The organism is Chryseolinea sp. H1M3-3 (genome assembly GCF_029360725.1).
Taxonomy (GTDB): domain Bacteria; phylum Bacteroidota; class Bacteroidia; order Cytophagales; family Cyclobacteriaceae; genus Chryseolinea.
In genome coordinates this window covers 65,974-79,980 of record NZ_JARKMY010000001.1, presented here as the reverse complement: position 1 = coordinate 79,980, position 14,007 = coordinate 65,974, and the positions used below count along the sequence as shown (strand labels likewise).

The window sequence follows — 14,007 nt, the reverse complement described above, 5'->3', positions numbered from 1 at the left end:
AAATCCTCATTTACGCCGGCATAAGACTGCTCGATTTATCATTGTCTTCGGTTAATGCAATCGTTTTCACAAACGATACTTGTTTTTCTGCGTTGCTAAAATTATAATTGTATTAAATACACTTAATGTGTCAGTAGTCGGACGGTGCAATAGGGTTTAGTAACATCAGTGTAGTTAGGAAAATAGGCGACGTAACAACAAGCGATCAGATTACCTACCCGGAATTGAAGGCATGAACCAGTTTACTCTATTGAAAGAATCATCAAGAGATCTGGATTTGTTTCCACACATCAAGGAATTTGCTTTGACGAAAAACAGTACAATTCAACTGGACTCGTTTGTTATTGGGGTTTCTGACAGTATTCAAATTTACTGCGTGATTGACGGGAAATTTGAATGGATTCTCAACCAATGTCCCCATACGCTGTACCCTGGAGACATTGCTTTCGTTTTACCGGGACAAGAAATTGGCGGCGCAAAAGGTTTTCTCGATATAGGTACATTATATAGGTTATTCATTCAAGTTGAAAATGTTAAGCAGGGAGCTGGTATGCTCGGAAGCTGGAGTAGTATTTCAGAGAGCGAGCGACTCGCCATCGGCAATATCCTGCTTCTTAATAAAACACCGGTACTTAAAATAAAGGAAGCTGCAAACATCCTTTGTAAAATCCGTTCCGAAATCATGAGCCAGGAAATTGGATATCTCACGCGTGTCAATCATCTCATCGATTCATTGTTCATTTCAGTTGCACGACAATCCACTCTTCAGGCAGACTCCAGAAGAGATTTTCCGCGAACATTCATGAAACTTGAACGAACATTACGTCTCAATTTAGCGCATCAGTGGTCAGTAGAGGAAATGGCTGCATTGTTCGGTCTGGGAACAACATCGTTTACAGAAAAAGTAAAAAGTTTTACAGGTTTTTCGCCAATGAACTACTTGATCAATATCAGGATTTCGGAGGCAATTAAACTATTGAAGCGAGCGGATGCAAATTTCACTAACATTGCACTTGAAACAGGATTTTATTCGTCGCAACACTTTTCGACAACGTTCAAAAAGCTGACAGGTTATACACCCGGGCAGTTTAGAAAAAGGAATGCCTCCCAAAACACTTTAGACAATCCCCAATCTTATGGAATGCGTAATCACGATTGAACTTGGAACTAATGCAGTCCGGGTGGTGGCTTTTGATCTCAACGGGAATGCTATTGCGTCAGCGAAAGGATCTTATCCCACCTTCCACATTGAACCGGATTACAGCGAGCAGGATCCGGAACAAATGTTTATCACCATGTTATACGTCCTCAAAAATTTGTTGAGCGAGAAGGTTCATCCCAAAAACTACAAGGTAATTTCAATGTGTTTCTGTGCATCGATGCATAGTGTGTTGGCCATTGATAAAAATGGTGTGCCATTAGGGAATGCGATCACTTGGGCCGACAACAGGGGAAAGAAGGAAGCGAGCGAATTGAAGAGCAGCGAGCTGGGAAAAAAAATCTATGACACTACAGGGACGCCTATTCACCCCATGTCACCCCTTATTAAAATTACATGGCTTGGCAGGCATGATCCGGAAAGATTTAAGAAGACGTATAAATTTGTCGCCATCAAAAGTTATATAATTCAGCAGCTCACCCGGGGATACATTTTGGATTATAGCCTGGCGTCGGCCACAGGTCTGCTGAATATTTATAACCTCTCATGGGAACCGGATGCACTACACTATGCAGGTATCACGGCCGACAAATTGCCAGACGTTGTTCCGGTGTTTTATTCTCCTGGTAAATTGAGAAAAGAATATCAACGATCACTGGGATTGACGGACGATGTGAAAATTATTATCGGGTCGAGCGATGGATGTCTTGCAACACTGGGTGGGGGCGTTTGGGGCGAGGGTAAAGCTATTGTTACAATTGAAGATAGCGGAGCAGTTCGTACCGTCGGTAAAGAAGTATTGAAAGACAGCAAGCAGCGTTTTTTTAACTACCTCCTAACCGATAAGTTTTATCTCTCTGGTGGCCCTACCAATAATGGCGGAGTCATCTTCGAGTGGTTTGCAACGCACTTCGGCGATTTTAAAACTCCTTTTGATCTAGACTATACGTTAACAAATCTTATTCAGGAAGCCAACGCAGTGCCTGCTGGCTCCGATGGATTGATTTTCCTGCCGTATTTACTTGGAGAAAGGGCGCCCATTTGGAATGCCAATGCCCGCGGAACCTTCTTTGGAATTAACATCAAGCACGAAAAGCAACATTTTGTGCGAGCCGTTATTGAAGGTATTCTTTATGAAATTTACAGCATCGGTAAGATCCTCCAGGAGCACCGCGTGATCAACAGTCTTACGGTTAATGGAAGTTTTGCATCCATGCCATTTTGCGCACAGATGATCGCTGATATTTTTGACAAGCCTGTAAGCGTCGGTAAAAATCCTGATAGCATTGCACAAGGCTCGTTTTTATTAAGCGCCATAGATATGGGTGTTTATAAAAATCTTGATGAAGCTGCCGCGACGGTATTGTTACCCACCACGTATAAACCTCAAAAGCAAAACCACACTTTATATCAGAAGTACTTCGCTGTTTTCGAACGGCTAAGTACAAAATTGTATGATGAGTTTGAAGAAATTGCCAAACTTCAACATGATCCCATGAGCTGAGGCAGTTTGGCTGTTTCGAAGATGTTGCTGCTTCTTTTTCCAAAACTACGCATAATGCCTGAGGCAATATGCTCATCGTAACGTCCCGTCTAAGTCACTGAATAAGCTGAATTTTTTGTGTAAAAATCATCGTTGGCCTTTATTGGAAGCTACTTCTCACGGGGTTTAGAATATTTACATTATCTGTTCAAACGTTTGAACTGCGGTTAAACGCCGCTGCTCAAAATGTTAAAGCAGTTTAGTGTCAGTACACCTTATCTAAACCCAATCCAAAAACTATGAAGCATCTCTACGTATTGAGTATGGTTCTGCTACTTCATGTTGGGGCAATAGCACAGACAAATGAGCTATATGCTTCAAAGGCAGGAACCGATCAAAATTCCGGATCGAATTTGCAGCGTGTTACCGCTCGCGAGGCACTCGGCATCACAGGCCGAGTCTCCGACGAAAATGGCGAAGGCTTCCCCGGAGTCAACATTGTTGTAAAAGGTACCACAACCGGTACTACGACAGACGCTGACGGCAGGTATTCCATTGATGTACCTGATGCCTCAAGCATTCTTGTGTTTTCCTTTGTTGGCTATTCCGTTCAGGAAGTCGCCGTGAGTGGTCGAACCGTTATTGACGTGGCCATGAACCCAGACGTCAGATCTTTGGAGGAAGTGGTAGTTACAGCGCTAGGGATTCAAAAAGAATCAAAAAAATTAGGTTACGCCGTCACCAGCGTTAAAACCGATGAGCTTATAAAAAACAGGACGACTAACGTAATGGAGTCTCTTGAAGGTAAGGTTGCCGGTTTAAATATCACACCTCCTGCTGCCGGCGCAGGTTCAAGTATGCAGATACGCCTCCGCGGACAAGCAGCTTTTGCGGGAGCAAACAACGCACCGCTTATTGTAATTAATGGTCTTCCCATAGATCAGGATGCAAGGGGAGCCAATGGAGCAGGTGCAGTAGCACAGCGCGACCGGGGCGATAACCTTCAGAATATTAATCCGGATGACATTGAAAGCATGACGATATTGAAAGGCGCCACAGCTGCCGCCATCTATGGTGCTAGAGCGGCCAATGGAGCTATCATCATCACCACCAAATCCGGGAGTAAGAACCAGGGAATGGGAGTCGATTTTACATCGAGCTATACTACGTCGACGGCATTGAATTTCATGGACGAGATTGTCCAAACTGAATATGGCCAGGGATTAGCGGGCGCCAGATTTACTACGCAGGGACAGGCTCAAGGTAATGGTCAGTTTGGCTGGGGTGCGCGGTTAGACGGTGAGCCCACCATCAATTTTGATGGAGTTATGAGACCCTACTCCGCTTACCCTAACCAACTTTTTGACTTTTTGCGGACGGGCACAAATTTCACAAACACCGTTGGATTGTCAGGCGGTGGTGCGAACGGAAGTTTCAGGGCATCATTTTCAAATACGGATGCTAAGGGTATCGTGCCCAACAATGAATATAAGAAGCGGATTTTTAATGTTGGGATCAATCATAGCATCACGCAAAAACTCAAACTACAATTAAACCTCAATTATGCTAAGGAGGATAACAGCAACCCTCCTCAGATAGGTACGCAGGGTGACGGTGCTGTAAACTTCTTTAACAGGATGCCGATTTCCGTTCCACTGGAAGCCTACAGGGATAACGCTATCGATCCTGTTAGCGGATCCGAATATAAAACTAACGGATTCCTAGGCACAATTAATAATCCTTACTACGCCTTGCAAAAAGGACAATACTTTAACGAAGACAGAAATCGTCTTCTTGGAACTGCCACGTTACGTTATGATCTTACTAACTGGCTCTATGTGCAAGGCCGGTTTAACTATGATCATGCCAACAGTTTTATGGAGTGGAACGCACTTAACGGTACCGGAGCCACCACACTTTTCGAAGGCAGCACAGGTTATTATCGGGGTCGTTACGACATTGAGCAAACGGTAAGTACCGATATAAATGCAGACTTCCTGGTGGGTGGCAATAAGGAGTTCGGTAAATTCTCGATCGATGCGAGCGTAGGAGGAAACACATGGCGAACGAAGTGGCAAAGAAATGCTCAATATTCACGGCTTTTCGTGGCGCCTGATCTTTATTCCATTAGGAACGGAACGTCTTTCGGCACTAATGATACAGGTAATCCTCCCTTCCAACCTTATCAGTTTACGCGCAGCCGAATTAATTCACTCTATGGAATAGCTGAATTTGGATACAACGGGATGTTTTACTTGAATTTTACTGGCAGGCAAGACTGGTTCTCAGTTTTGAATCCGAACAATAATAGCGTATTCTATCCATCTATTTCGGGTAGCTTCATTTTCTCAGAATTGTTTGAAGCGCAGAACTGGCTTTCTTACGGAAAAGTAAGAGCTTCCTGGGCGGAAGTAGGCAGTGCTAATGGTGTAAACGTTTATGAAAATGTTTTAACGTATTCTATCAACCCGGCATTTAATGGCCAGACTTCAGGCGGAGTTAGCGGTGGTAATGTTCCTAACCCCGATCTTCGCCCCTTCACTGTAACAGAAAAAGAAATTGGCCTCGAGTTGAGATTGTTCAACAACAGGGTGCTTCTGGATGTTGCAGCGTTTGATAAAGTAACAACAGATCAGATTTTGAATGTTGCACTTTCCAATACATCTGGCTTCAATAATTTCAAACAAAACATAGCGTCGCTGCAGAACCGCGGCCTGGAGACTTTGATAGAAGTTACACCTTTCGAGACTAACAATTTTAGGTGGACAACTTCGTGGAACAACGCCTATCTCGCTACAAAAGTACTTGATGTTGGTAATGAGAGCGGGACCATATTGTTATTGTATTTTAATGGTACCGGTAATGAATTTCTTGGGGAATTAAGGTACACCGAAGGGATGCCAATGAACCAGTTGTATACGAGAACCTATCGAAGAAATGATAATGGTCAAATTCTTGTCAGCAACTCAGGTCGGTTACTGGCAACGACAAGTGCTACCCCGGGAGCAGAAAAAACGAATGGTTTTCTTCCTGTCGGTAGTTCCATCCCTAAACATGTCGGCGGTTGGAATAATACTTTTACATACAAAAATCTAACGCTGGGGGTACACCTTGACTACAAGTTTGGCGGCACGGTGCTGTCTTCTACGCTCTTGAACATGACAAGGCAAGGACATAGTAAGCTATCGTTGGAGGGCCGCCGTGAAGGAGAAAATGGCCTGGTAATTCCTAATAGTGTCAGAGAAAGCGATGGCGAAACCAATACCACTGTAATTCCAGTCACCGACCTTCAGGCACACTATACGGATTATCGGAACACGCAAATCGGAGATCCATTCACCTTTAAGTCAGATTTCATCAAGCTGAGAAACATTTCACTCTCTTACAATTTTACCAGCGTAATAGAAAAAGTCCCTGCCTTAAAATTTGTGAAGGGCCTGACCCTTTCCGCAGCTTGCCGTAATGTAGCTATTCTTTACAAAGACCTTCCAGGCTTGGATCCCGAAGCTGTCCAGTCTTCCGGTGATTTTAGAGCCGGCTATGAGAACTCTTCGCTTCCGACGACGCGTAATTACAACTTAAGCCTAAATGTTAGATTCTAAAACTATGAAGACCATAAAGCAATATATACTGATATGCATCGCCCTTCTTTTTGCGGCTGGATGCGATGAGGATTTTGTAGAGGTTAATACCAACCCCTATGCGGTAACGGAAGTTGATCCCGCGCTTTTGTTTGCCGGAGCGCAACGTTCTCACCTGGGAACCTGGGCTGCGGAACATACAATTGTTCAGCATTTTGTAAGTCCTTACAACCAGGGGGCTACACTCGGCTTCAATTTCAACTCAGATATCGACGGCATCAGTACGCCGAAGTGGGACCAATCTTATCCTGGACCGATCAGAAGTATTTCACAAGCGATGACGTTATTAGGACCCGATACGGAACGCGTTAACTTAATGAGCATGCTCCGCATTTGGAAGGTTCAAATATTCATGGGCCTGGTCGATGAATATGGCGATGTTCCTTACTTTGATGCTGGAAAAGGATTGGAAAGAACCAATGAATCTTTCTACCCTAAATATGACGATGATGCCGCCATTTATCTCGATCTGCATAAGGAGCTTCAGGAAGCACTCGCTGCATTAAACCCGGGTGCCGACTATGTTTCTGCCGACCTTTTTTATGGAGCGAATGCGCAAGCCGCTGTCAAGACTACAACATCTGCTGATCAGGTAGCCAAGTGGAAAAAATTGGGTAATTCCTTGTTGTTAAGATTAGGGATGCGCTATTCCAAGGCGGATCCGGCTAAAGCTCAGTCTATAGTAGCGGAAGCATTTGCCGGTGGCGTAATGGAATCCAATGCGGATAACGCATACGTTAAGTACGATGGGACGCTAAATGCGCAAACAGAAAACAATAACTTGCGAAACTTCTCTCACTTCAATTATGCTGCAGAGCCGTTCGTAGATCAACTGAAGTCAACCAATGATCCACGCGGAAAATTTATTTTAGCAACTTTCACAGATCCAGGTGCTGTTTCAAATGAGGCAAATCCTAATACAGATTTAGCCAGTCAGTTTGGTGTTCCTATTGGGGTGAACAACGTAACTCTCGCGGCCGGCGGTGTCCATAGAGGCCCTCGGGGAACTGGTCTTAATTATTCACAGATGAACGTATGGAAAGTGGCATCTCCTGCTGCCCCTGATTTCTATGTTACCTATTCGCAAACTTCTTTGTTGCTCGCAGAAGCAGCCGTTAGAGGTTGGGTGTCGGGTGATGCAAAAACGTATTACGAAAATGGTATTAAAGCTGACATGGAGGTGTATGCACTCTACCCGGGAACAACGGCAATCTCTACCACCGATATTGCAACCTATCTCGCCGATCCGGGTGTGGACTTCAACCAGGCGACCACTGATGAGGAAGCTTTTGAGTTGATCAATACGCAGTATTGGATTGTGAATCTTAGAAATGGGTCGGAAGCATTTGCCAACTTCAGGAGAAGCGGCTACCCGGTTTTAGCTCCTAATCTGGCTAATAACAATTTGAATGGCGGGTTCATCAGAAGGATGTCGTATCCTGATGTTGAAGGTTCCGCGAATTCAAAGAATTATGGCGATGCTGTTACGGCGATTGGTGGCGATAAGTTAACGACGCGAGTATTTTGGGATGTTCCCTAGTAACACCTCCTTACAAACATTTGAGCCTTCTTAAAGATAAGCAGCTTGGAAGAGGCCAACCTTAATGAGAAACCACCCATCCAAATCCACCTGTCTCTCACCTTTAGAGAGACAGGTAATTTTTACAATAATCGCCACTGTTTGTTATTGGAAGTTTTTCTTGTTCAAATATGGGATACTTGGCAGAAAGGTATAAGTGCGGAAAACTACTGCGGCACGGCGCTTCTTCGGTGTTGCGCGGCACAAAATGAAATCGGCGCAGGCAAGAACGACTAAAGATATAGAAACCTTACGGTTTAAAGTTAACCCCTGGTTAGGGTTAGTAAGTGGTTAAGGTCGGGTGGTAACACACCCGGCTACCATGCACATATTGAATTAGAGACGACAACAAAATTCTAGGAAGACCAGCACAGCATCATTTAATGAATGCGATAAAACAGTTGTTGCCTCCACCGACCCGCAGCTTTCTTGTTCTTCAATAGTTGTTGCAAACGTTGCTTGCAAATCCAATCCGGTTAGTTATAATTGTATAACCAACACTTATTTAGCAAATTCAATTTTTTCAACCTGTAATAGAACGGTGTTGGACTAAGCGCCGGCAACGAGATGATGATATGGAGAAAATGATGAAGACATTAGTATGCGCTCAGCCCCGGAAGTTTGAGTATCGTTATCAACCAACACCGGAGCTCATAAAAGATCATTCCATTATTAAAATTAAACGCGTAGGCGTTTGTGGCACAGACTTACACGCTTTTGAAGGCACCCAACCCTTCCTCAGCTATCCACGGATCTTAGGGCATGAGCTGTCGGGCGAACTGATCGCAGGAATAAATGCCCCCGGGTTCGAACTGAATGAAGTTGTTTCATTTATGCCATATTTCAATTGCGGTGAATGTATAGCCTGCCGTTCGGGAAGATCAAATTGTTGCGTGCGCCTTCAGGTTTGTGGTGTACATATCGACGGTGGTATGGCGGAATATGTGTTGGTTCCATCCAAATCCCTACTGCATGCTCAAGGGTTGAGTTTGGATGAAATGGCGTTGGTTGAACCTTTGGCAATTGGTGCACATGGGGTGCGGCGTGCAGCGGTTGAACCAGGCGAGTTTGTGTTGGTAGTTGGGACAGGACCGATAGGTATGGGAGCAATCGAGTTTGCGAGAATTGCCGGCGGAAAAGTAATTGCATTGGACTTGAACGAAAGACGCCTACAATTCTGTAAAAACAAGTTGGGTGTTAGCCATACCGTTAATGCCCTTGAGCCTGATGTCGATGGGCGCTTGCGTGAAATTACAAACGGCGATATGCCAACTGTTGTGATCGATGCTACTGGCAGTTTAAAAGCGATTAATAACGCTTTTAAATTTATGGCACATGGCGGACGGTTTGTATTGATCGGTTTGCAACGAGGCGATATTTCCTTCAGCCATCCAGAATTTCATAAAAGAGAAGGAACGTTAATGAGCAGTCGTAATGCGACCCGCGAAGACTTCGAGCATGTTATTTCATCGCTGAAGAATGGCGCCATCCGCCCTTCTACTTATATTACCCACCGCGCGTCGTTCAACAATGTGATAACAGAATTTGAAGGTTGGCTGAATCCAGGTTCGGGTGTTATCAAAGCGATGATCGACTTTGACTAGTAGGCAAAACATTGAAGTATTCTGATAATATTAACGTAAGCATATAATGTATTTTTTAACAAGGGTCGTGTGTTCGTTTCCGCTGCTGTTAATAGCAACAACTTTCAGCTTCGCACAGCATGACGATGTTTTAAAACTCTGGTACAAAAATCCTTCTGGGAGCACTTGGGAAAACGCCTTACCTGTGGGAAATGGTAGGTTAGGGGCAATGGTCTTTGGGAATGTTGCTCATGAAACCATTCAACTCAATGAACACACGGTTTGGAGTGGCAGTCCCAACAGAAATGATAACCCGGAAGCATTGGCTTCCCTCGGTGAAATCAGACAACTGATATTTGATGGGAACCAAAAACAAGCGGAGCAGCTTGCGAACAAAACCATTATTACAAAAAAATCTCATGGCCAGATGTTTCAGCCCGTTGGCAGTCTTCACCTGACCTTTAATGGACACAACAGTTTTACGAAATACTACCGCGAGCTCGATATTAAAAAGGCCGTAGCGAAAACTTCTTACACCGTAGGGGATGTTGTGTACACTCGGGAAGTACTGGCGTCATTCCCTGATCGTGTCATCGTCATCCGGCTGACAGCAAGCCGGCCGCGAAGCTTATCGTTTTCGGCAAGTTATTCAACACCGCAGCCAAAGGCTGTGATTCAAACATCCTCCACAAAAGAGCTCACTATTGCGGGCACAACGATTGACCACGAAGGAGTAGAGGGTAAGGTACGGTTTAAAGGGATCACGCGCATTAAACTGGAAGGAGGTACTTTATCATCGAATGATACCTCCCTGGTTGTTAAAGATGCGAACGCAGCCACGCTCTATATCTCTATAGCCACTAACTTTAACAACTATCAGGATATCAGCGGCAATGAAAACGAAAGAGCTTCTACATATATGAACGTTGCGTATCCAAAATCTTTTGAAAGAATTTTGAACGCTCATGTTAAAGCCTATCAAAAATATTTCGACCGCGTGAAGCTTGACCTGGGCGGTAATAACGCCGAAAACCTGCCGACAGATGAGCGTTTGAAGAAATTTAGCTCCTCCCATGATCCGCACTTTGCTGCGCTTTATTTTCAATATGGCCGCTACTTGCTGATCTCGTCTTCACAACCCGGTGGCCAGGCGGCAAATCTGCAGGGAATATGGAATCATAAAATAAAGCCACCCTGGGACAGCAAATATACCATCAACATCAATGCAGAGATGAATTATTGGCCTGCTGAGAAAACCAATCTGGCGGAGTTGCATGAACCCTTTTTGAAAATGGTGAAAGAACTTTCTGAAACTGGACAGGAAACGGCGAAAGTAATGTACGGGGCCAGGGGGTGGATGGCGCATCATAACACAGACATCTGGCGTGCAACGGGTGCCATCGATGGAGCGTTTTGGGGCGCATGGGCTTCAGGTGGCGGCTGGACAAGTCAACATTTGTGGGAGCATTACCTGTACAACGGCGATAAAGAATTCCTTGCTACTGTTTACCCTGTACTGAAAGGTGCGGCGACTTTCTATGTAGATTTTCTGATTGAGCATCCCAAGTATCACTGGTTAGTTGTTAATCCCGACATGTCACCAGAGAATGCACCACAAGCACACCAGGGATCCTCCCTTGATGTTGGCACCACCATGACTAACCAGATTGTTTTTGATGTATTCAGTTCTACAATACGTGCGGCAGAGACTTTGAAAAAAGATGCGGCCTTTGTTGACACCCTGAAGCAAATGCGCAAGCAACTGGCACCAATGCACATCGGACAGCATGGTCAACTGCAGGAGTGGCTGGAAGATATCGATGATCCGAATGATCATCATCGGCATGTTTCGCATTTGTATGGTTTATATCCTTCTAACCAGATTTCGCCCTATCATACGCCTGAATTGTACAGTGCCGCTAAGACTACGCTGCTTCACAGGGGTGATGTCTCTACCGGTTGGAGTATGGGCTGGAAAGTAAATTGGTGGGCTAAGTTGCTGGATGGTAATCACGCTTACAAGCTGATTCAAAATCAACTTTCACCGGTGGGAACGGACCGTGAGGGAGGGGGCTCCTACAACAACCTTTTTGATGCACACCCGCCTTTTCAAATTGATGGCAACTTCGGTTGTACTTCAGGAATTGCCGAAATGCTGATGCAGAGTGCCGATGGCGCCGTCAGCCTGATTCCAGCCTTACCTGATGTTTGGCCAACAGGCAGCGTTAAAGGCTTGCGTGCAAGAGGTGGATTTGAAATAGTTGAATTATATTGGAAGGATGCAAAGGTGACTAGGGTTGTTATTAAATCAACATTAGGCGGTAACCTTCGGCTGCGAGTTCCTAATGAAGTCAGGCTGGACAATGGTGTTGCGCTTAGTCAGGCAGTTGGAAAGAATCAAAATTCTTTATTTCAGACGGAAGAAACACCTGCACCCGTAATATCATCCAGGGCAAACGTAACCCCACCACAACTTAACGAAACATTGCTTTATGATATCAATACGCAGCCTGGCAAGACCTACACATTGAAAGCCAATTAATCATGATCAGGTTTATTGAACATCAACGACGATCAAGTAATAAGAATTGTAGCACTGCAAGACTTCTATTATTCTTATTTAGTTTCCTTATCGCGCTCACATCGTTCAGCCAGATACGGTTGCCCAAACTGGTTAGCGATGGTATGGTATTGCAGCGTGATACTAAAATAAAAATATGGGGATGGGCAACTTCGGGCGAAAAAGTTCGCGTTCATTTTCTCGGGGCAACCTATAGTTCCATTGCAGGAACCAATGGTTCATGGAGCGTTATGTTGCCGGAACTGAAAGCCGGCGGTCCTCATGAAATGAAAATCGACGGAAGCAATGAGATAACAGTGCGCGATATACTGATAGGTGATGTTTGGGTTTGTTCCGGTCAGTCCAATATGGAGTTCGTTATGATGTCATCAAGTTCGATTTATGGTGACGAAATTGCCCATGCTGAAAATAAATTCATTCGACAATTTACAGTCCCGAGAAAGTATACATTCGATGGCGACCAGGAGGATGTAGCATCTGGCTCATGGCAAAGTGTCGATCCTAAAACCGTTCTTAGGTTTTCAGCAGTAGCTTATTTTTTTGCTAAAGACTTGTACGCCAGATATAAGATCCCGATCGGTTTGATCAATGCATCCCTTGGAGGATCTCGTGCTGAATCGTGGATGAGCGAGGACGCCCTCAAACAATTCCCAAACCATTTTGAAGAATATCAAAAGTACAAAGACAGTACATTTATCGCGAATGTAGAAAGAGAGGATCGAAAAAGGATTGCCGCGTGGAATACACAAGCTCGGGAAAATGATGAAGGGTATAAAGATGCGCAAGGAGTTTGGCGTAAACCAGATCTTAATACTGCGACTTGGGACGAAATGGACGTGCCTGGATTTTGGGAGAAAGGAAAATTAGGGCCGGTTAACGGAGTGATTTGGTTCAGAAAAGATTTTGAAGTTCCCAATTCAATGGTAGGCGTAGAAGGCAAACTGCACCTGGGGAATATCGTGGATGCCGATTCGACTTTTATCAATGGAATTTTCGTTGGAGGCGTTGGCAATATGTATGTACCCAGAAAATATAATATTCCCGCTACCCTTTTAAAACCGGGAAAGAACACAATCATTGTTCGGCTTGTGAACCATACAGGAAAGGGAGGATTCGTGCCGGACAAACCGTACATGATAGCAGCAGGTCGGGACACTATTCGTTTAAGTGGCCTCTGGAAATACAGGCTTGGGGTTAAAATGGAACCGTTGATCGGACCAACCTTTGTCATGTGGAAACCCGGTGGATTATATAACGGAATGATTTCACCTCTATTATCCTATGCCATAAAAGGAGTGATTTGGTACCAGGGAGAATCAAACGTGAGTCGCGCAATCGAACATCGGACTTTGTTTCCAGCATTGATTAGAAACTGGCGAAATAAATGGCAGATAGGAGACTTTCCTTTTCTCTTTGTACAATTACCCAATTATCATGAAACCCAAGCCGAACCCTCTGAAAGTAGTTGGGCGATGTTCCGGGAATCACAATTGAAAACATTAACAGAACCTCGTACAGGAATGGCTGTGGCGATTGATGTTGGTGAATGGAATGACATCCACCCGTTGAACAAAAAAGACATTGGTATTCGGCTCGCATTGGCCGCGCAGCATGTAGCCTACGGTGACAATAAAATCGTGTATTCGGGTCCGTTATACGAATCCATGAAGGTGAAAGCCAATAGAATAATTCTTTCGTTCAGGAATACCGGTAGTGGAATCGTTGCAAAGGGAGGTGAACCGCTTAAGCAATTTGCAATTGCAGGTGCCGACAAAAAATTTGTTTGGGCTAAAACCGTCATAAGGAATAACCGCGTTGAGGTTTGGAGTGATCAAGTAACGAACCCAGTGGCGGTGCGGTATGCCTGGTCCGATAATCCGGATGGCGCCAACTTATTCAATCAGGAGGGTCTGCCAGCATCTCCCTTCCGCACGGATGATTTCTAACGGTATGTCTATAATGAAGAAGAGAGTAATAGCAA

At 44.6% G+C, this 14,007-nt stretch carries 7 protein-coding genes; all 7 read left to right on the top strand.

Annotation, left to right across the window (positions count from 1 at the left end):
- Positions 1-232: 232 nt before the first annotated feature.
- The 7 genes from P2W71_RS00285 to P2W71_RS00255 all read left to right on the top strand — a co-directional run bounded on the left by P2W71_RS00285 (position 233) and on the right by P2W71_RS00255 (position 13,972).
- Positions 233-1,159 carry an AraC family transcriptional regulator gene (locus P2W71_RS00285; protein WP_276365483.1) on the top strand — a complete coding sequence of 309 codons (927 nt, stop codon included), beginning with the start codon at positions 233-235 and terminating at the stop codon, positions 1,157-1,159.
- Positions 1,137-2,663 carry a gluconokinase gene (locus tag P2W71_RS00280; RefSeq protein WP_276365481.1) on the top strand — a complete coding sequence of 509 codons (1,527 nt, stop codon included), beginning with the start codon at positions 1,137-1,139 and terminating at the stop codon, positions 2,661-2,663. The genes P2W71_RS00285 and P2W71_RS00280 overlap by 23 nt, the downstream gene beginning before the upstream one ends.
- Positions 2,664-2,941: 278 nt before the next feature.
- Positions 2,942-6,244, top strand: a complete 3,303-nt coding sequence (locus P2W71_RS00275) for a SusC/RagA family TonB-linked outer membrane protein (RefSeq protein WP_276365480.1) — start codon at positions 2,942-2,944, stop codon at positions 6,242-6,244.
- Between the two features lie 4 nt (positions 6,245-6,248).
- Positions 6,249-7,823 carry a SusD/RagB family nutrient-binding outer membrane lipoprotein gene (locus P2W71_RS00270; protein WP_276365479.1) on the top strand — a complete coding sequence of 525 codons (1,575 nt, stop codon included), beginning with the start codon at positions 6,249-6,251 and terminating at the stop codon, positions 7,821-7,823.
- Positions 7,824-8,449: 626 nt separating this feature from the next.
- Positions 8,450-9,466, top strand: coding sequence for a zinc-binding alcohol dehydrogenase family protein (locus P2W71_RS00265; RefSeq protein ID WP_276368985.1), 1,017 nt, complete (start codon positions 8,450-8,452; stop codon positions 9,464-9,466).
- A 46-nt stretch (positions 9,467-9,512) separates the two neighbouring features.
- Positions 9,513-11,987, top strand: coding sequence for a glycoside hydrolase family 95 protein (locus tag P2W71_RS00260; RefSeq protein WP_276365478.1), 2,475 nt, complete (start codon positions 9,513-9,515; stop codon positions 11,985-11,987).
- A 2-nt stretch (positions 11,988-11,989) separates the two neighbouring features.
- A complete protein-coding gene (locus P2W71_RS00255; protein ID WP_276365477.1) occupies positions 11,990-13,972 on the top strand; it encodes a sialate O-acetylesterase in 1,983 nt (660 codons plus the stop codon).
- The last annotated feature ends 35 nt before the right edge of the window (positions 13,973-14,007 follow it).